This is a genomic window from Xanthomarina maritima (assembly GCF_008084905.1).
GTDB classification, from domain to species: domain Bacteria; phylum Bacteroidota; class Bacteroidia; order Flavobacteriales; family Flavobacteriaceae; genus Xanthomarina; species Xanthomarina maritima.
This window is the reverse complement of sequence record NZ_VSFC01000062.1, coordinates 148,989-169,556: the sequence shown is the minus strand read 5'-3', so window position 1 is coordinate 169,556 and position 20,568 is coordinate 148,989. Positions and strand designations below refer to the sequence as shown.

The following is a 20,568-nucleotide window of genomic DNA, read 5'->3' as shown; positions in this document are numbered from 1 at the left end:
TTGTTTTTCGATTAAAAACAAAAAAACATTAAATATTTATGGTAAAACCGTAAACCGACTACGGTAAAACCGTAACTTTTTAGAATATATTAACTACTTTTATCTTTAATATGAAGACATTATTATTAACAGTAGTTGACTTATCTATTTCTTTTATTTCTAATCACATTGAGAAAGAGGTAATACATAATATCTCGTTTGAATTAAACACAAATGAAATTTTAGGAATTGTTGGAGAATCTGGTTCTGGAAAATCTGTTTCTTCATTAGCTATTCTTGGTTTACTTCCTAGAAATATATCTAAAATAACCAATGGTTGTATTTTATTTAATGACACTGATTTAACTAAGATAAGTCCTAAAGAGTTTCAGAAGATTAGAGGTAATGACATAGCTATGATTTTCCAAGAACCTATGAGTTCTTTAAACCCTTCAATGACATGTGGCAAACAAGTTCAAGAGATTTTATTGCAACACACAATCTTGTCTAAAAAAGAAGCTAAAACAGAAACACTTCTGCTTTTTGAAAAGGTAAAACTTCCAAATCCTAATCGTGTTTATAGTGCATATCCTCATGAAATTTCAGGTGGACAAAAGCAACGGGTTATGATAGCAATGGCAATTGCATGTAAGCCAAAAATCTTAATTGCTGATGAACCTACTACAGCTTTAGACGTAACGGTTCAAAAAGAGATTATTTTGCTTTTAAAACAGCTTCAAGCTGAAGAAGATATGAGTATTATTTTTATTTCCCATGATTTGTCATTGGTTTCAGAGATTTCAGATAGAATTTTAGTGATGTATCAAGGACAAATTGTGGAACAAGGTTTGGTAAAACAAATTTTTAAAAATCCAGAACATATATATACAAAGGCTTTAATAAATTCCAAACCTTCGTTAGAAGTAAGATTAAAAAGATTGCCAACTATCAAAGATTTTATGAGTGATACAATTGATAAAACTATAATTTCTAATAGTGATAGAAGTAAATTTCATGATAAAATATATTCTAAACCACCTCTATTAGAAGTTATTAATTTAGACAAAACCTATATCTCAAAATCTGGATGGTTTTCAAAACCTGAAACTTTTAAAGCTGTTAATCATGTTAATTTCAAATTATTTGAAGGAGAAACACTTGGTTTGGTTGGAGAGTCAGGCTGTGGAAAATCTACTTTAGCAAATGCTATTTTACAATTGGATAAAGCGACTTCAGGTTCTATTGTATATCAAGGTACAGATACTACCAAGTTATCTAAAAAAGAAGTCAGAAAACTAAGAAAAGACATTCAAATTATTTTTCAAGACCCTTATGCATCCTTAAATCCAAGAATTCCTGTAGGGAATGTTATTATGGAACCTATGAAAGTTCATGGCATTGGAAATTCAGATAAAGAAAGAAAAGAATTTGTTTTAGAGTTACTTCAAAATGTAGGCTTAGACGAAACTTTTTTTAATAGATATCCTCATGAGTTTTCAGGAGGGCAAAGACAACGTATTGGTATAGCTAGAGCCATTTCATTAGAACCAAAATTAATTATTTGTGATGAGTCGGTATCAGCTTTGGATATTTCGGTACAAGCTCAAGTATTAAATTTACTAAATGAATTGAAGGAAAACTTTGGTTTTACATACATTTTTATTTCACACGATTTAGCAGTTGTAAAATATATGTCTGACCAGTTAATTGTTATGAATCAAGGTGAAATTGAAGAAATGGACGATGCAGATATTATCTATAACGATCCAAAAAAAGACTACACCAAAAAATTAATTCATGCCATCCCAAAGGGATTATAGCATGAATATCTTTTTAGTTAAATATAACAAACTTTTAATAAAGCGTCCTGTACTTTGCAAACTTTTATAAAGTTTGCTCTCATAACTTGTAGGTTGTTCAGGTAGATTTGAGGCAAAATTCATAAGTAGGGTTTTATGGTAGATTTGGGTTTCTTTTAAGATTAAACTTATAATAGATTTGGGGCAAATTATAAATTCAACATTTCAAAGAATAGGTTACTTGATTTGGTTCTGCTAATATGAAACTTTTTTTGAGTTGTTCAGTTAAAATACACAATTAATCGATGTAATACATTAAACTTTAACATTTAAGATGTAATATTGTGTTTTTTCCTACAATTTCTGTTTTGATTATTTTATTCATAAAAATAAAAAGCCACTCTCAAAACTTTGAAAGGGCCTAAAATTTTAAACTTCTAATATAAACTATTGACTCATTAATTATGTTAAAATAATTATAAGCTCATTTCAGGAATATCACCTTCAACAATTAAAGTGCCTTCTGTGGCTTTTTTTATGTCTTCCACAGATATTCCTGGAGCACGTTCCAGCAATTTAAATCCTTTATCTGTTACTTCAAGAACAGCAAGGTTGGTAACAATTTTTTTCACACAACCTACTCCTGTTAAAGGCAAACTACATTTTTTAAGCAATTTAGATTCACCAGCTTTATTAGTATGCATCATGGCAACAATAATATTCTCTGCACTTGCAACCAAGTCCATAGCTCCTCCCATTCCTTTAACCATTTTTCCTGGAATTTTCCAATTGGCAATATCTCCATTTTCCGAAACTTCCATTGCTCCTAAAATAGTTAAATCAACATGCTTTCCACGAATCATTGAAAAACTCATGGCTGAATCGAAAAAACTGGCTCCTGGCAACGTAGTTATAGTTTGCTTTCCTGCATTTATAATATCTGCATCTTCTTCACCTTCAAAAGGAAAAGGTCCCATTCCTAAAACGCCATTTTCACTTTGAAACTCTACTTCTATATCGTCTCTTACATAATTTGCAACTAAAGTTGGAATGCCAATTCCTAAATTGACATAATATCCATCTTTTACTTCTTTTGCAATACGTTTTGCTATTCCTGTTTTATCTAAAGCCATAATTTATCTTGTTCTAACCGTACGTTGTTCAATTCTCTTCTCGTATGTTTCTCCTAGAAATATACGTTGCACAAAAATACCTGGAATATGAATTTGATTAGGATCCAAACTTCCAACAGGAACTAATTCTTCAACCTCAGCAACCGTAATTTTAGCTGCACCACACATGGCTGGATTAAAATTTCTAGCTGTTCCTTTAAAAATTAAATTACCAGCTGCATCGCCTTTCCAAGCTTTCACAAAAGCAAAATCAGCTTTAAAGGCATGTTCCAAGACATACATTTTTCCGTCGAACTCTCTGGTTTCTTTACCTTCGGCTACTTCGGTTCCATAACCAGCTGGTGTATAAATAGCAGGAAACCCAGATTGAGCTGCACGACAACGTTCAGCTAAAGTTCCTTGTGGGATTAATTCCACATCCAATTCACCTGACAACATTTGTCTTTCAAACTCATCGTTTTCACCTACATAAGAGGAGATCATTTTCTTTATTTGTTTTTTATGTAGAAGTAAACCCAAGCCAAAATCGTCTACACCTGCATTGTTTGAAATACATGTCAAGCCTTTTAAGTTTAGTTTTACAAGCTCGTTAATACTATTTTCTGGAATACCACAAAGCCCAAATCCACCAAGCATAAAAGTCATATTATCTGAAACACCTTCAAGGGCTTCATGAACATTGGCCACTTTTTTATTAATCATATTACTGTAAGTTTTTGTAGTGGGAAAATACGAAATAAAAAAGCCATTCTAAAAAAAGAATGGCTAAATTAATATGTTTCAATTTTATGATGGTTTTAAAATTCTAATTCATCTGGAACCTCAGCATTAGGATTGTTAGAATCTGATTCAGCATCAGGATCATAATTAGCACAATCGACCTCAATTGAAAGCTCTAAAGGTCTTTCAAAATCTGCAGTAGAAATTTCTAAATCTTTATCTTCATAACAACTTTTCATGTAAACTCCCCAAATTGGTAAGGCCATAGCTGCTCCTTGACCATATGTAATAGTTCTAAAATGTGCTGCTCTATCTTCTGCTCCAACCCAAACACCTGTAACTAAATTTGGGACCATGCCCATAAACCAACCATCACTTTGATTTTGTGTGGTTCCAGTTTTTCCAGCAATTGGATTTTTAAATTCGTAAGGATATCCAGTTACAACTTCTCTGTAATCTGCTCGATAAGCATCTGCTCCTTTAGTTCTTAATCTGGTTCCAGAACCTCCTTCTGTTACACCTTCCATTAACTTAACCGTTACATATGCAGCTTCCTCACTTAACACATCTCTAGATTCTGGAGTAAACTGGTATAAAATAGTGCCATTTTTATCTTCTATATGTGTTACCATAACTGGTTTGGTATAAACACCTTTATTAGCAAAGGTAGCATATGCAGCAACCATTTCGTATACACTTAAATCTGCAGTTCCTAAAGCAATTGATGGCACTACTGGTATATCTGCTTCAACACCTAATTTTTTTACTAAATCCACAACTGGTTGTGGCCCAACTTTATCCATTAATCTGGCTGTAATGGTATTAATAGAATTTGCTAAAGCACTTTTTAATGTTCTACTTCCACCATATTGTCCATCAGAATTTTTTGGAGTCCATGGTTCTGGATTTCCAAATTTTCCAGCTTCAATAGTTATTTGAGTGTCAGGTAATTCATCACATGGAGATAAATGTAATTGATCTATTGCTGTAGCATAAACAAAAGGTTTGAATGTAGAACCTACTTGTCTTCTTCCTTGTTTAACATGATCGTATTGAAAATGTTTGTAATTCATTCCACCAACCCATGCTTTAACATGTCCTGTTTGAGGATCCATAGACATCATTCCTGGATGTAAAAACGATTTGTAGTAACGCATAGAATCTATAGGTTTCATTATGGTATCAATCTCACCATTCCATGAAAAGACAGTCATTTGAGTAGGCTTATCAAAAGAAGCAATAATTTCTTCATCATCTTTCTTTAAATCATATTTCATATGTCTCCAGCGTTCGCTTTGTTTCATAGAACGATTCATCAATGCATCAATTTCATTTAAATCTAATTCTAAAAATGGTGCAGTTGGATTCCTGTCAGGTGTATTTTGATGATTGAATTCTGCCTGAAGTCTTGGCATATGTTGTTGTACAGCGTCTTCGGCATATTTTTGCATTCTAGAGTCTATAGTTGTATAAACTTTTAAGCCATCTCCATACAGATTGTATTTTTCGCCATCTGGTTTTGGATTGTTTTTAATCCAATCTTTCATAAACCCATCTAAATAAGCTCTAAAATAGGTTGCTATGCCATCGCGATGAGATTGAGGAGAATAACGCAGATCTAATTCTGTTTTTTGAAGAGAATCCATGATTTCTTCAGAAATATAATTATACTTTTCCATTTGGCTTAAAACCACATTCCTTCTGTTTCTAGTCCCAATAGGATTTCTATGGTCTCGAGGATTATATAATGAAGAGTTTTTAAACATCCCTACCAACATGGCAGATTCTTTAATATCCAACTCTTTAGGCTCTTTATCGAAATAAATACTTGCTGCTGAACGAATTCCATCTCCATTATTACCAAAATCGTAAATGTTAAAATACATGGCAATAATTTCTTCTTTAGTGTATTGACGTTCTAATTTTATAGCAATAACCCATTCTTTAAGTTTTTGAGTAACCCTTTCAATAAGATTTTTAGAGCCTTCACCATGAAATAATTGTTTAGCCAATTGTTGCGATATGGTACTAGCTCCACCACCACTTCCTAATTTTATAATAGCTCTTAAAGTACCACGTGCGTCAATACCAGAATGTTCGTAATAACGTGCATCTTCTGTAGCTATTAAAGCATCTACTAAATGCTGTGGTAAGTCGTCATAACCTACAGGAGTTCTATTATCATTAAAGTAAAATTTTCCTAAAGTCTTTCCATCTGACGAAATAATTTCTGTAGCTAGATTTGTTTTCGGATTTTCTAAAATGGTATAATCTGGAAGTTCGCCAAAAACACCCCAAGCAGCTAATAAAAACATCATAACTACAAGTAAAATACCAGCTATAAATAATTTCCAAAACCAGCGAACGTAGCTTGAAAAATCTTGATTCTTTTTAGTTTGTTTCTTTTTTGTTTTAGCCATAAACTTATTTTGCAGCTGGTTTTTCTATTCTAAATCCAATATCTGTGATACCTTCAAGGTTTACAATGCCATTTACTTTTCCATTTTCTCTCATGGCTTGTTGAATGTTTACATTATATTCTCCAGATTCTTGAAACACAACATTTTCTTTATACCACAACTTGTTTTCTTTAATTTCTGCAAATCCTGTGCCTAAAAATTCGCCATTTGGTTTTGCCATTTTATATTCTAAAGTATCCTTGATGGTTTTTCCATGAGGAAATTTCATCTCTACAATTAAAAACAAGTTACTATACATATAGTCGTTATTGTTTCTAAGATTCACATATAAGTTATACGGGTTTAATGTGTCTGGTGGATGTATTTTAAAACTAATTACTGAATCTTTATGCCATTTATTAGGAACAGACTTATAAGAATCATACACTTGCTTAGAGTCGCAAGAGGCTATTAGAATAACCAAAAGAATGAACAAGACACTATTTCGCATTGTTTTTACTGTTTTGGGGTTTTCTTCTTTTTTTATTCTTTCTATTGGTTTTATTTCTTTTACTTGGTCCTTTTGAATCAAATCTTGTTAAACTATCTTGTCCTACAACGTTTTCAAATTCGTTTTTAGTATCTTGAATTAATTCTGAAGCATATTCTTCTAAACTTGCAACTTTTTCTTTTTTCTTATTTAATTCTAAAATTTCTTTAACTTGTTCTTTAGTAATCACATGCCAATTACTCCATTCTCCTTCATATGCAAACCATAGATGACCTTTAAAAATATCTGTTTTCTGACAAACAGCAGTCCCTTTTTCAGTATATAGTTTGACATCTGATTTAGGAAAATCTTTTAAAGCATCTAAATAAGTATCTAGCTCATAATTCAAACAACATTTTAATTTTCCACATTGTCCTGCTAGTTTTTGAGGATTTAATGATAATTGTTGATAACGAGCTGCCGAAGTGCTTACCGAACGAAAATCTGTTAACCAAGTTGAACAACACAATTCTCTTCCACAAGAGCCAATACCTCCAAGTCTTGAAGCTTCTTGACGAAAGCCAACTTGCTTCATTTCTATACGAGTTTTAAACTCTTTTGCATACATTTTAATAAGCTCTCTAAAATCGACACGATCTTCTGCTGTATAGTAAAAAGTGGCTTTACTGCCATCTCCTTGGAATTCGATATCAGAAATTTTCATTTGCAATTTAATATCAATAGCAAATTGACGAGCTTTCACTTTCATAGGCTCTTCTTTATCTCTATAATCCGACCAAATATCAATGTCTTTCTGTGATGCTTTTCTATAGATTTTTAAAATCTCTTCGTCTGTTTCCGAAATTTTTTTACGTTTCATTTGCACTCTTACAAGTTCACCTGTAAGCGTTACCATACCAACATCATGACCAAATTGTGCCTGTGTAGCCACAATATCTCCAATGCTTAACGTTAAGTTTTCTGTATTTTTATAATAGTGTTTTCTTCCGTTTTTAAAACGTACTTCTACCCAATCAAATGGTTTATCTCCATTTGGTAACGACATATTTGAAAGCCAATCGAAAACCGTTAGTTTGTTACAACTATCAGTCCCACATGTGCCATTATTTTTGCAACCTTTTGGTTGTCCATCTTTACCAGTTGAGCAACTGTTACAACTCATATAATAAATGTATATATAGATTCTGAAACCCTTAAGCTTCAGAAGGGAATTAATAAAAAACTTGATGTTTATGTATTTCTACTTACGTTAAAAACACAAATCAAAGTAAATACTTTGGACTGTAAAGGTAAGATTATTTACGGACTTTAAAATAGCCTTTTTTTTAATTGAATTCAATCTCGTAATTAAGTCTGTTAGCCATTGACTTTAATTCAATTTCAGATTTAAAAATATTAGACCATAATACATTGCTCCAGCCTATTTTCTTAGAATAAGTATTGAAACTCTCTTTTTTCCAATCGAATCCTTCTTTCCAAAATTTTTGTGGAGAGACATAACAAAAGGTATAATCGAAAATTAAACTGGACGCATTGGTGTTTTGATTTTTAGGAATGGAGTTTGGTGCCAATAAGGTAATATGGTTTTCCTTGCATTGTTTTTTGATATTTTGAATTAATTGAGGATAATCTGCTCGAATACTATCTAAATCAAAATCGTTGTATTCGGTATTTCCAATTTTTTGAATAGGACGAATTTGAAGAATATCGAAACTTTCGCCATTAAAATGTTTGAAGAAATCGGCTAATTCGTAGAAATTATCTTTATTAAACGTATAATTAATTCGAACTTTAAAATTGTATTGTTTTTTTAGTTTTTCAAAAGCTTTAAAGGCATTATGGAATTTTTCATAACTGGCTTTTTTCATAAAGTTTTCATAGCTTTCTTTATGAACTCCATGAAGCGAAATGGTAAATTCGTTTAACCCTGCTTTTAAAAGAGCTTCAATTTTTTCTTCATCCAATAAATTGGCATTCGTGGTTATAGAAATATATGGTACGTTGTAAGCTTTGCCTAATTCGACAACTTTAACCAAATCTTTATATAAAGTTGGTTCAGTACCACAGCCAATTTGAAGTTTTAAAGCTCGTTTAAAAATGGTTTTTGCTACTTGATTTAATTCCTCTTCTTTAAATTGTCCTTTTAGGGTTTTGACATAATCAGCATCTGTAAAATAACACATTTTACAACGTAAATTACATGCCATTACAGGGTCTAAATTGACTGCCAAATAGCGCTTATTAAACTTATGCAACAAATAGAGACCTAGAAACTTAATTCTATGGTTTTTTATTTTTCTATTGAGTTGTAAAAGTTTGTAAATATTCATTTATTCTGATTTTTTAAAAACATCAAATATGTTTCTTAAATCTTTTTTATAAGGCAAATGATCTGCTCGCCCTTTCTTAAAGATATCATTACTATTGCCTTGACCTTTTCGTAAGGCTTTTTGCTCTTCGAAAGTTAACTGAATGATTTCCTGACAATGCGAAGAACAACAGTTTTCCATTTTTTCTTTACAATCATCGCATTGAATAAATAGCAAATGACAAGCTTCATTGGCACAATTAGTATGTAAATCTGCTGGCTCTCCACATTGATGGCAATGCGCAATCACATCTTCTGAAATACGCTCGGAACGACGTTCGTCAAACACAAAATTCTTGCCTATAAATTTATTTTCCAAGCCTTTAGCTTCAACTTGTCTCACATAATTTATAATACCTCCTTCCAATTGATACACATTTTTAAATCCTTTGTGTTTGTAATAAGCACTTGCTTTTTCACAACGAATCCCTCCAGTGCAATACATGACTAGTTTCTTATCTTCTTTGTGTTCTTTTAAATCAGCTTCAATAAGATCAAGAGACTCTCGAAACGTATCTACATCTGGAGTAACAGCATTTTTAAAATGGCCTATTTCACTTTCATAATGATTACGCATATCAACCAAAACAACATTTGGGTCGTCTATTAGTTCATTAAATTGTTCGGCTTCTACGTGAATACCTCTATTTGTCACATCAAATGTGTCATCATTTAAACCATCTGCTACAATTTTATCTCTCACTTTCACTTTTAGTTTTAAAAACGAAAAATTATCATGCTCAATGGCAATATTTAATCGCACATTTTCTAAAAAAGAAATAGTGTCTAAATGGTATTTAAACTGATTGAAATTGTCTGCAGGGACAGAAAGCTGCGCATTTATGCCCTCGTAAGCAACATAAATTCGGCCTAATACATCTAGTTTATCCCAAGTCAGGAATAAGTGATTTCTAAAAATTTCAGGATTTTCAATTTTTGCGTATTTGTAGAAAGAGATAGTCAAGCGTTCTTTTCCAGCTTGCTCAATAAGTGTTGCTCTTTCTTTAGCGCTTAAGGTATTGTACAGTTGCATGCTATACTAATTTTAAGGTTAAAGATTATTTAAGTACAAATGTAGTGTTTTTTATGAGTTTATGAATTTGTATAAATCAAAAAGCACTTTATAAATTTTATAAAGTGCTTTAAGTAGACTAACTCGTTATTAATATTTTTTAATTTAATTTCTAAATCGAAAAAACATCTTTACGAGTTAACCTCCATCGGCTTTACAGTTGCTATTTATAAATATAGCTACTGAAACACCTAGTGCATTAATACATTTTTTAAAAAATTTCATAGCCTCTACACTTTTTAGTTTAAACTATTAATTTGTTTAAAAGTGAGTATGTTTTTTTCTTTTTCACAGCTAAAATTTTCCCACTTTATATAGTAGATGCAAAAAGTGTGAAAAGGTTGCGTGATAAAATTGTAAAGTGAAAAAAGAAGTAGTATTTTAGCATCACTTTCACAAGATAAAATATAGAGAAATGAGTAACGAAAAAGAAGCAAAATTAAAAGCATTAAAACTTACTTTAGATAAATTAGATAAAGCTTACGGCAAGGGAACAGTTATGAAAATGAGTGATCAAGCAATTGTAGACGTTGAAGCTATTTCTTCTGGATCTTTAGGTTTGGATATTGCTTTAGGAGTTGGTGGCTATCCTAGAGGTCGAGTTGTAGAAATTTATGGTCCTGAATCTTCAGGTAAAACCACATTAACTTTACACGCTATTGCAGAAGCGCAGAAAGCTGGTGGTATTGCTGCCTTTATTGATGCAGAACATGCTTTTGATAGATTTTATGCAGAAAAATTAGGAGTTGATATTGATAATTTAATTATTTCTCAGCCTGACAATGGAGAGCAAGCTCTTGAAATTGCTGATAATTTAATTCGTTCTGGAGCTATTGATATAGTTGTTATAGATTCGGTTGCAGCATTAACTCCAAAAAGTGAAATTGAAGGAGAAATGGGAGACTCTAAAATGGGACTTCATGCACGTTTAATGTCTCAAGCATTAAGAAAATTAACAGCTTCTATTAGCAAAACACATTGTACTGTTATTTTTATAAACCAGTTACGTGAAAAAATTGGTGTAATGTTTGGAAATCCAGAAACCACGACTGGTGGTAACGCATTAAAATTCTATGCATCTGTACGTTTAGACATTAGACGATCGACTCAAATTAAAGAAACAGATGGAAATGTTTCAGGAAATAAAACCAGAGTTAAAGTAGTTAAAAACAAAGTGGCGCCTCCTTTTAAAACAGCAGAGTTTGATATTATGTATGGAGAAGGGATTTCTAAAGTAGGCGAAATTTTAGATATTGCTGTAGAATTTGAAATCATTAAAAAAAGTGGCTCTTGGTTTAGCTATGGAGACACCAAGTTAGGGCAAGGTAGAGATGCTGTTAAAGCATTGATTAAAGACAACCCAGAACTTCAAGATGAATTGGAACAAAAAATAAAAGAACAGCTAAAAGCTAATAAAGATTAAAAATTAAAAAATCCCGAAGCTTTCGGGATTTTTTAATTTAGCACGCAACCTTTTCACACTTTTTGCATCTACAAGTTAAATATGTATTTTTTAATGAAGAAAATAATAGCCTGTCTATTCGTGTTTTTAATTTTCTCTTGTAGCACTAATGATGATAGTACTCAGGATGTATATTATGAAATATTACCTATAGAAAGTGCTGTATTGCCAGAAGAGTTTCATTTAGGTGATGTGTATGAAATTACATTAACCTATATTAAACCATCAACTTGTCATGCCTTTAATAACATTTATTTTGAGCAAGAATTAAATGAGCGAACTTTAGCTGTTGTTGCTTATGTAACGTCAGGAAATGGGAACTGTCAACCAACAGAAATTGAAGCAGAAGCTTCGTTTGATTTTAAAGCAGAAAATGCAGGGCCATATATTTTTAAATTTTGGCAAGGAGGCGACAACTATTTGGTTGTAGTAGTTCCTGTAGTAGATTAGATTAAGTTAAATTAATACGTATTTCATTTGGGTTTAAAACAACTCATACAAAAATGTAGTAATAATGATACTCAAGCACAAAGCGAATTATACCAGCTCTTTTCGAGTAAATTGTTTTCTGTTTGCTTAAAGTATTGTAAAAATTATGCTGAAGCAGAAGATAATCTGCAAGATACTTTTGTGACTATTTTTAGCAAAATATCTCAGTATAATAATAAAGGTTCTTTTGAAGGCTGGCTTAAAAGAATAACTATAAATACAGCGTTACAACGTTATAGAAAACAAGGTGTTTTTGAAATAATTGACGAAAGCAACATTGAAGACGTTGAACTAACAGTAGATGAAGACGATATATCGATAGATTTTCTTCTTCAAATTATACAAGAATTACCAGATCGTTATAGATTGGTTTTTAACCTGTATGTTTTAGATGGTTATTCGCATAAAGATATAGCAGAGATGCTTTCTATTACATCAGGAACATCTAAATCTAATTTAGCAAGAGCTAGAAAGATTTTAAAAGACAGAATTGAAGAATATAAAACGAGCTTAAACTCTCAATCATTGTAATGAGTGATAAAAAACATATAGATAGAATTTTTCAAGAAAAATTCAAAGATTTTGAAGTATCTCCAAACCCAGAAGTTTGGAATAACATTAAGCATAAACTAAACCATCCTAAAAAAGATAAAAAAAGAATTATCCCAATTTGGTTTAGATTAGTTGGAGTTGCAGCCTTATTGCTTTTAATGTTTACAGTAGGTAGCTTGTGGTACAATAATACTTCAAAAAACACAATAGACACAAAAGTTGTTGACACTGAAAAAAGCACACAAGACTCAACAAATTATTTGAATGATACGGAATTAAATTCATCATTATCAAATTCCAATAACGCTGAAAGTTCAGCAGAAACAGAGGTAAATTTCCAATTAAATAACAACGTTACCAATCTAACAGAACCTTCAAATAGCACACAAATAGCCTCAGAAAACTCTAAAGAATCGAATTCTCCAAATAACAAGAATACTTCTAAAAATATTTCAACCGATACTAGAATCACAAATAATACTATTTCTGAAAATAAAATAGATAAGAATAATGTTAACACCTTAAGTAATAATAGAATTGCTCAAAATAATAATTCTAAAAACAAGGTAAAACCTAATACTAATAAAACTGAACTTAACAAGAATGGTCATATAGATAATAAAGATAGAATAGCTGAAAATCAAAATATTTCAAATAATAAAGACGCAAACTCAACTACCGATTTTGATAAACCTAAAACTGAAGAACAATTACAAAAATTAAATAATGCAACAGAAAATGCTGTTGCTGAGGAAGAAAATACAAAAGCTGAAATAGAAGAACTAACAAAAACAAATCTAACTATAGAAGAAGCTATTGCGGCAACTCAAGATATTATTGAAAAGGAAGAAGATGAAATAATAAACAGGTGGCAAGTGTATGCAAATATTGCGCCTGTTTATTATAATTCGATAGGAAAAGGATCACACATTGACGGTCAATTTGTCAATAACTCTAAAACAGGAGAAGTAAACACTAGTTATGGTGTTAATGTTAGCTATAATTTAAATAATAAATTATCAATACGTACTGGTTTAAGCTCTTTAAATCTTAGCTACGACACAAACGATGTAATTATTTACGAAACGGTAGCTAGTAGTAGTTCAGCTCAAAGTGCATTAAAGAACATAAACCTATCTAGTGGAAACGAAAATCTTAATGCTTTAAGCACTACTAATTTAGGGGTTGCACAAATAGATAACTCTTTAAGCCCACAATCGAATGCTGCTATAAGCCAGCGCATTAGTTATTATGAAGTACCTGTTGAATTAAATTATAGAATTGGAAACAAAAAATTAGGTTTAAATATTATCGCTGGTTTTAGCTCATTTATTTTAGATGGCAATGAAGTCTATTCTGAATTAAACGATAAAAAGACTTACATAGGCGAAGCTAATAATATAAATAATATGAGTTTCAGTACCAATTTTGGTGTTGGACTAGATTATAAATTTTCAGAAAAAGTAAAGTTCAATTTAGAACCTACTTTTAAATATCAACTAAATGCTTTTGAAAATACTTCAGGTAATTTCAATCCATACATTATTGGTATTTATACAGGTTTTAGTTATAAATTTTAGTTTTTGGTTGGTTAGATTAATTTGTTAAATCTGCTAAGATTTACAAAGAAAATCTTATAAAAAAGCTGCTCTGTGCCAAGAGCAGCTTTTATTTTTTATAATGCTTTTATGTCTTTTTCAATGTCTTCTGAAAAAATAGAATACTCTTTAATTATAGTTCCTTCCTTATCTACAAGAAAATAAGCAGGAAAACTATTAATATAATAATCTTCAAGTGTTTTATTAGTGCCTTTTAAATTTAAAAACTCTATGTTTTTACTTAAAAGAAGATGCTTTACTTTTTCAGAGCTTTGAGTGGATATTCCAATGACAGTAATTTTGTCTTTATAAGTATTTTGAAGCAACTTTAACTTTGGTAAAGATTTAATACATGGGCTACACCAAAATTGCCAAAAGCTTATTAATGCTGGAAATTTTTCAGATATATTAATTGGCTTATCATCCCATAAATTAGGAAGGTTTTTTATATGGAATTCCTTGCCAATTAAAGAAACAATTATTGGATCCTCTGTTTTTAATAACTCTAAATCTTGAAGTTTATTTTTCTGATTTTCAATAGAATTTTTAACTTGATTATTTATTAAAATACTATCAAATTCAAAAATTCCAACAGTACGTTCACCTCCTCTTTCGGAAGTTTTCACTATTCTAATAGGTAAAAAAGTGGTTTTATCAATAATTATGGTTTTCTCTACATTACTAATATCATGAATAGTGTCATTTTCAAAAGTATAGTATAACTGATATTTGTTTTTGGTCTCAATTAAATCTACCGTTTTATAAATACTATCTAAGCCGAAAAAAACATCTGAAATCAACTGACCTCCTGGACTTCCTCGAAAACCATAAGAACCTACCATTTCATAAGTATTGCTCTTGTTAGATATTTCAAAACTATTATAATCATCATATAAATAGTTTTTATCTAGAGAATAAGATCTTGCAAAAAATGACATCTTATGTAACGTATCATTTTTTCTTTTTTCAATCAAAACATTTCCAGTTTTATTCAAAACATAGTCTGGAGAAAACGTATCTATTCTTTTAATATGATATTCAATTTTATCTATAGAATTTATCTTTTTGTTGTAATTGTTAATCACAGTTTCTTTTGTGATTTTGTTTTGACAGCCAAAAACTAACATCAATAAAATTATAACAAAATTTTTCAGCATCTTTATATGAAAATTAAAAAACCAACTAAAAAGATTTATTTTTCTTAGTTGGTTCATTTTTTTTATTTTTTAGCAACCAGTCAAACAAATATTATCTTTTAATCTCTTACAATTATGAGGAGCTGAGCATTCAACTAGTTCAAACAAAACAAAAAAAAGATTCTAGCAATCTTTAATCTATTAAAATTGAGTTTAGTAAAAAAATACGGAAAAACCGTAAATAAATTAAAGTATTTACTTATAAAATAAGTTTAACTGATTTCTAATCACACTTTTCGCCTTCTCATTAACAGCTTTTGTATCTTGAATGGCTAAGCCTTTTGTTTCAATAAAAGGATGAACTTTAACACGCATTTTTCCTGGAGAACCACTAAAAAGAGTATAAGAAAAACGTTTTTTATTATCTAAAAATGACATTGGAACCACTGGAATTTGATGATTAATTGCCAATCTAAAAGCACCATCTTTAAAAGTATCTAAAACAATATCTTCATCTTCTGGAACACCTCCTTCTGGAAAAATGCAAATACTTAAACCTTGCTTCAATCTACTTTGTGCTCTTAAAAATACAGCCTTTCTACTTCTTTCAGAACTTCTATCTACTAAAATACAAGTGCGTTTATAGAAAAATCCAAATAGTGGAATTTTAACTAGTTCCTTTTTTCCAACAAAAACAAATGGATTTTTAGTCGATACCAACATGAGCATAATATCTGCCATAGAGGTATGGTTAGCAATAAACATGTAACTTTTTCCTTCCTCAAGTACTTGCTCATACTCAATTTTCCACACAAAACCCATTCCTGCTAAAATAAATTTTGCCCAAATACGAGCAAGTTTAAAAAAGAAAGGATACCATGCTTCCTTTAGTATAGAAATAAATAGTAAAGGGAATAAAACTATAATTGGAATAGCTACAAGTATATAGAACCAGATGCGATATAAAATCCAAAACAAATACTTAAATAATCTCATAAGAGCCAAAACTACTTAAATTTATTGAGCTATTGTAGCAAAAAAATTACCTTTGCCTTTTACTTAACTTAAAAATAAGATTTCTGCTTTTGCAGGAAATGAATATGGCAAGAATTTTAACAGGCATTCAAAGTACAGGTACACCACATTTAGGAAATATTTTAGGCGCATTAATCCCAGCCATTAATATGGCAAACGATCCTAAAAACGACTCTTTTTTATTTATCGCTAATCTGCACACTTTAACTCAAATTAAAGATGCAGATCTTTTAAAAAGTAACACCTATTCAACTGCTGCTACTTGGTTGGCATTTGGATTAGATATAAATAAAACAGTGTTTTACAGACAAAGCGATATACCTCAAGTAACTGAATTGTCTTGGTATTTAAGCTGTTTTTTTCCTTATCAACGATTAACTCTTGCGCATAGTTTTAAAGACAAAGCAGATAGATTAGAAGATGTTAATTCTGGTTTATTTATCTATCCTATGCTTATGGCTGCAGATATTTTATTATATGATGCCGAAATAGTTCCTGTTGGGAAAGACCAACTTCAACATATAGAAATGACTCGTGATGTAGCTTCTCGTTTTCAGACAAAAATGGGAGAAACATTTGTAATGCCAGAAGGGAAAGTCCAAGAAAACACGATGCTTATTCCTGGTACAGATGGTCAAAAAATGAGTAAAAGCAGAGGAAATATCATCAATATTTTTCTAGACGATAAAAAACTTCGTAAACAAATTATGTCTATTGAAACAGATAGCACACCTCTAGAAAACCCTAAAGATTGGAGCATCTGTAACTGTTTTGCTCTTTATAAATTATTAGCTTCTGAAGCTCAAATTGAACATATGAAAGCCAACTACGAACAAGGTAATTATGGTTATGGACATGCTAAACAAGCGCTTTTCGAATTAATAGTTGAAACTTTCGCTACAGAGCGTGAACGCTATCATTATTACATGAATAACCTAGACGAAATAGATAGCTTATTGGCTATTGGAGCAGAAAAAGCTAGGATAGTTGCTAATGATGTTTTAGAAAGAGTAAGAAAAAAAGTTGGTTACTAAATAATTTCAAACAACTTTCCTGGTAAAGGTCTTACTACACCTTTTAATTCCATATTCAATAAAATGCCAGCAAGTTTAAAAATAGGTAAATTGCACTCCAATGCAATCACGTCTAGAAGTTCTTTGTCTTTTGTCTTTAAATAGTTGTAAATTACCTTTTCATCATCATCTAATTCAACAAACAATTGTTTTTGAACTGGTGCTTTTTTCTCATCTTCTAATTCCCAATTCAACATATAAGGAATGTCTAATGGATTTGACAGTACATGTGCTTTTTGAAATTTTATGAGATTATTACAGCCTAAACTCTGACTATCAGTTACTCTTCCAGGGACTGCAAACACATCTCTGTTGTATGAATTTGCAATATCTGCTGTTACTAAACTACCTCCTTTTTCGGCAGATTCAATCACAATAGTAGCTTCACTTAAACCTGCAATCACCCGATTTCGTTTTAAAAAATTATTTCTATCAAAGGGATCGCTAGACCAAAAATCTGTAAAAAACCCGCCATGTTTTTCAACCTCAGCCACATACTTTTTATGTGTTTTAGGGTAAATCTGATTCAATCCATGAGCCAAACATCCAATGGTTTGTAAATTATTATTTATAGCTGCTTTTTGAGCAGTAATATCGGTTCCGTAAGCAAAACCAGAAACGATAACTGGGTTAAAAATAGCTAATTCCTCAATGAGTTTATTACAAAAAGCAATGCCATAAGTGGTAATCTTTCTGGTTCCAACCACACTAATAATTCGTTGTTTTTTTAAATTAATATTCCCAGATTGAAAGAGTAAAATAGGACTATCTATACAATGCTTTAATTTTTCAGGATAATCTGCATCAGCAAAATACAAGGTTTTAATATTATTTTCTTGAATAAATTTTAACTCTTCTTCAGCTGCTAAGAAATGCTGTTTGTTAAACAAATCTTTAATTACCAAACTCCCAATACCATCAATCTTGAGTAAATTCTGTTTTTTCTCATTAAAAATAGCTTCCACAGAGCTACAATGAGAAATCAGTTTTTTAGCTGTAATATCACCAATATTTGGTATATGTTGTAAGGCTAAAATATATAACAAGCTATTTTCGGTCATCGTAATTTTTTGATATTGAGACTACAAGTAAAGAATTTTTATCATGTTAATAAATAGTTAGGTCGAATTTTTGTTCGCTTTTAAATTTTGCTAACTTTGTTTTTATGCAATTAGAATCCTACATAAGCGACTTACTATATAGATATGAATGTGTTACAGTCCCTGAATTAGGAGCTTTTTTAACGCAACGTGTTTCGGCAACCATTCACGAATCTACTAATGCCTTCTATCCTCCAAAGAAAATGCTTTCTTTTAATGAGCAAATTCAGAAGAATGATGGTATTTTAACCCATTATATTGCTGATGTTGAAAAGATTCCTTTTGAAGAAGCTTCAAAGAAAATTGAGAAACGTGTCAAATCTTTAAAATCTTATTTAACAGAAGGGGAAACCATTTCATTTGAAAACATTGGAGACCTATCGCTAAACAATGTTGGGAAAATTATTTTTGAACCTTCGTATCATTTAAACTATTTAACTGATGCTTTTGGATTGTCTCAATTTGTATCTCCTTCTGTAAACAGAGAAGTTTACAAAGAAACCGTTCAGAAAATTGAAAAAGTTATTCCAATTGCCATCACTCCTGAGAGACGCAAATCCAGAAGTTATTTTAAATATGCTGCAGTTGCAGTTATTGCACTTACTTTAGGTGGTTTTGTAGCATCTAATTATTATGTGAATAACATAAATACTCAAAACCAATTAGCACAAGAAGAAGCCAATCAACAACTGGAAAGTAAAATTCAAGAAGCGACATTTGTAATTGAAAATCCACTTCCTGCTGTAACCTTAAATGTTAAAAAACAAACTGGCAATTACCATATTATAGCTGGCGCTTTTAGAATTGAGGAAAACAGCGACAAAAAGTTGGAAGAACTTAAAACCTTAGGTTATGATGCCAGAAAAATAGGCGTCAACAAATATGGTTTACATGAGGTTGTTTACGCTAGTTATGAAGACCGTTTAGACGCTTTAAGTGCCTTAAGAGATATAAAACGCAACCACAATCCTGCTGCTTGGCTTTTGGTTAAGGAATTAGATTAATTCACTTCCACATCTTCATTATCTTTTTATTTTTTCGTTTTAAAATCTCTTTAAAATCTAAAATGGACTTACCTTTGCATTTCTATTCAAAAAATGTCAAACCATGTCTATAAAAACTCCTGAGCAATCCAGAACCATTATGACAGACTTAGTGCTGCCTAGTGAAACCAACCCATTAAATAATTTATTTGGTGGCGAATTGCTTGCCAGAATGGATCGAGCAGCTAGTATTGCGGCCAGAAGACACAGCAGACGTATTGTGGTAACAGCTTCTGTAAACCATGTGGAATTTACTCGTTCAGTGCCTGTAGGCTCTGTAGTAACAGTTGAAGCAAAAGTATCTCGTGCTTTTAGAAGCTCGATGGAAATATATTTGGATGTTTGGATAGAAGATAGAGAGTCTGGACTAAAAACCAAAGCCAACGAGGCTATTTATACCTTTGTAGCTGTAGACGAAACTGGACGTCCTGTGGAAGTACCAGAATTGACTCCTGAAACCGACTTGGAAAAAGAACGTTATAATGGCGCTTTAAGACGTAAACAATTGAGTTTGGTTCTTGCTGGAAAAATGAAGCCTAAAGATGCTACGGAATTGAAGGCTTTGTTTGTTTAAAATATTATATAGTAAATAATAAAAAAGCATCTCATTCTAGTTTTAAATGAGATGCTTTTAAAAAGAGTATAAATAAATTATCTTTTAGTATAAAGGGATTTTAATTATAATATCTTTTTTATCTATTAACTCCTTTTCAACAACTTCTATTTTAATTAAAACCATCCTCTCTTCAAAAGAGACACTAATTAAATTTGGGTTTATAAATGAAATCGTTTTATAAAGCTTTCCTTCAATTTCTGGGTATTCATCGTAGCTTGAAACAAAAAAATAAAAATATTCCATTTTTTCGTGACCATCTTCCTCAGGAATTTCCGTATTTGATGGCAATTTAAGCCCTTTTAAAAAAAAGTTTTGATTTGTATCATTCTTACGTATTATTGATTCTGCATAAGTTAATACATATTTCAATTCTTTATTGTTCTCAATTTCTTGAATATATATTTCTTGATTTTTTTCTTGTGAAACACAAAAAAAGCTGATTAAAATTAAAAAAAAATTAATAAATTTAAATGTTTTCATATG

19 protein-coding genes are annotated in these 20,568 nt (G+C 30.9%); 8 read left to right on the top strand and 11 right to left on the bottom strand.

What is annotated here, in order from left to right; genetic code table 11:
• Positions 1-110 precede the first annotated feature (110 nt).
• Positions 111-1,799 carry an ABC transporter ATP-binding protein gene (locus FVF61_RS13115; RefSeq protein WP_148457146.1) on the top strand — a complete coding sequence of 563 codons (1,689 nt, stop codon included), beginning with the start codon at positions 111-113 and terminating at the stop codon, positions 1,797-1,799.
• Between the two features lie 455 nt (positions 1,800-2,254).
• On the opposite strand, the gene FVF61_RS13110 is transcribed toward FVF61_RS13115, so the two are convergent.
• The 7 genes from FVF61_RS13110 to trhO form a co-directional block, all read right to left on the bottom strand.
• Entirely contained in the window at positions 2,255-2,911 is a 657-nt protein-coding gene (locus FVF61_RS13110) for a CoA transferase subunit B (RefSeq protein WP_148457144.1), read from the bottom strand.
• Between the two features lie 3 nt (positions 2,912-2,914).
• On the bottom strand, positions 2,915-3,613 hold the full coding sequence (locus FVF61_RS13105) for a CoA transferase subunit A (RefSeq protein ID WP_148457142.1): 699 nt from the start codon (positions 3,611-3,613) through the stop codon (positions 2,915-2,917).
• 95 nt (positions 3,614-3,708) lie between these two features.
• On the bottom strand, positions 3,709-6,051 hold the full coding sequence (locus FVF61_RS13100; protein WP_148457140.1) for a penicillin-binding protein 1A: 2,343 nt from the start codon (positions 6,049-6,051) through the stop codon (positions 3,709-3,711).
• A gap of 4 nt (positions 6,052-6,055) precedes the next feature.
• Positions 6,056-6,541, bottom strand: coding sequence for a gliding motility lipoprotein GldH (locus FVF61_RS13095; RefSeq protein ID WP_148457139.1), 486 nt, complete (start codon positions 6,539-6,541; stop codon positions 6,056-6,058).
• Positions 6,531-7,703, bottom strand: coding sequence for a PSP1 domain-containing protein (locus FVF61_RS13090; protein ID WP_148457137.1), 1,173 nt, complete (start codon positions 7,701-7,703; stop codon positions 6,531-6,533). The genes FVF61_RS13095 and FVF61_RS13090 overlap by 11 nt, the downstream gene beginning before the upstream one ends.
• A gap of 163 nt (positions 7,704-7,866) precedes the next feature.
• On the bottom strand, positions 7,867-8,871 hold the full coding sequence (locus FVF61_RS13085) for a radical SAM protein (RefSeq protein ID WP_148457135.1): 1,005 nt from the start codon (positions 8,869-8,871) through the stop codon (positions 7,867-7,869).
• Positions 8,872-9,942, bottom strand: coding sequence for an oxygen-dependent tRNA uridine(34) hydroxylase TrhO (gene trhO, locus FVF61_RS13080; protein WP_148457134.1), 1,071 nt, complete (start codon positions 9,940-9,942; stop codon positions 8,872-8,874).
• Positions 9,943-10,396: 454 nt separating this feature from the next.
• On the opposite strand from trhO, the gene recA reads away from it, so the two are divergent.
• From recA to FVF61_RS13060, 4 genes are all read left to right on the top strand, one after another.
• Entirely contained in the window at positions 10,397-11,404 is a 1,008-nt protein-coding gene (gene recA / locus FVF61_RS13075; protein ID WP_148457131.1) for a recombinase RecA, read from the top strand.
• Positions 11,405-11,497: 93 nt separating this feature from the next.
• The gene (locus FVF61_RS13070) at positions 11,498-11,893 is read left to right on the top strand and encodes a hypothetical protein (RefSeq protein WP_233586851.1); all 396 of its coding nucleotides are present in this window, start codon (positions 11,498-11,500) and stop codon (positions 11,891-11,893) included.
• Between the two features lie 27 nt (positions 11,894-11,920).
• Positions 11,921-12,463, top strand: a complete 543-nt coding sequence (locus tag FVF61_RS13065; RefSeq protein ID WP_148457126.1) for an RNA polymerase sigma factor — start codon at positions 11,921-11,923, stop codon at positions 12,461-12,463.
• The gene (locus tag FVF61_RS13060) at positions 12,463-14,064 is read left to right on the top strand and encodes an outer membrane beta-barrel protein (protein ID WP_148457124.1); all 1,602 of its coding nucleotides are present in this window, start codon (positions 12,463-12,465) and stop codon (positions 14,062-14,064) included. Before FVF61_RS13065 ends, FVF61_RS13060 begins: the two co-directional genes overlap by 1 nt.
• Before the next feature lie 95 nt (positions 14,065-14,159).
• Here FVF61_RS13060 and FVF61_RS13055 read toward each other — a convergent pair whose 3' ends face one another.
• Together FVF61_RS13055 and FVF61_RS13050 are read right to left on the bottom strand one after the other, a co-directional pair.
• Positions 14,160-15,239, bottom strand: coding sequence for a TlpA family protein disulfide reductase (locus FVF61_RS13055; protein WP_233586847.1), 1,080 nt, complete (start codon positions 15,237-15,239; stop codon positions 14,160-14,162).
• Positions 15,240-15,473: 234 nt separating this feature from the next.
• Positions 15,474-16,214, bottom strand: a complete 741-nt coding sequence (locus tag FVF61_RS13050) for a lysophospholipid acyltransferase family protein (protein WP_148457120.1) — start codon at positions 16,212-16,214, stop codon at positions 15,474-15,476.
• 104 nt (positions 16,215-16,318) lie between these two features.
• On the opposite strand from FVF61_RS13050, the gene trpS reads away from it, so the two are divergent.
• The gene (trpS, locus tag FVF61_RS13045) at positions 16,319-17,287 is read left to right on the top strand and encodes a tryptophan--tRNA ligase (RefSeq protein ID WP_148457118.1); all 969 of its coding nucleotides are present in this window, start codon (positions 16,319-16,321) and stop codon (positions 17,285-17,287) included.
• On the opposite strand, the gene dprA is transcribed toward trpS, so the two are convergent.
• Positions 17,284-18,387 (bottom strand): DNA-processing protein DprA, encoded by a 1,104-nt coding sequence (gene dprA / locus FVF61_RS13040; RefSeq protein ID WP_148457116.1) that lies wholly within the window; start codon positions 18,385-18,387, stop codon positions 17,284-17,286. The genes trpS and dprA overlap by 4 nt on opposite strands.
• A gap of 104 nt (positions 18,388-18,491) precedes the next feature.
• On the opposite strand from dprA, the gene FVF61_RS13035 reads away from it, so the two are divergent.
• Both FVF61_RS13035 and FVF61_RS13030 read left to right on the top strand, forming a co-directional pair.
• Positions 18,492-19,430, top strand: a complete 939-nt coding sequence (locus FVF61_RS13035) for an HU domain-containing protein (protein ID WP_148457114.1) — start codon at positions 18,492-18,494, stop codon at positions 19,428-19,430.
• Between the two features lie 103 nt (positions 19,431-19,533).
• Complete coding sequence (locus tag FVF61_RS13030; protein ID WP_148457112.1) at positions 19,534-20,043, top strand: acyl-CoA thioesterase; 510 nt, start codon at positions 19,534-19,536, stop codon at positions 20,041-20,043.
• A gap of 84 nt (positions 20,044-20,127) precedes the next feature.
• Here the strand turns inward: FVF61_RS13030 and FVF61_RS13025 are convergent, their stop codons facing one another.
• Positions 20,128-20,565: a hypothetical protein gene (locus FVF61_RS13025; protein ID WP_148457110.1), complete on the bottom strand. Its 438-nt coding sequence runs from the start codon at positions 20,563-20,565 to the stop codon at positions 20,128-20,130.
• Positions 20,566-20,568 lie beyond the last annotated feature (3 nt).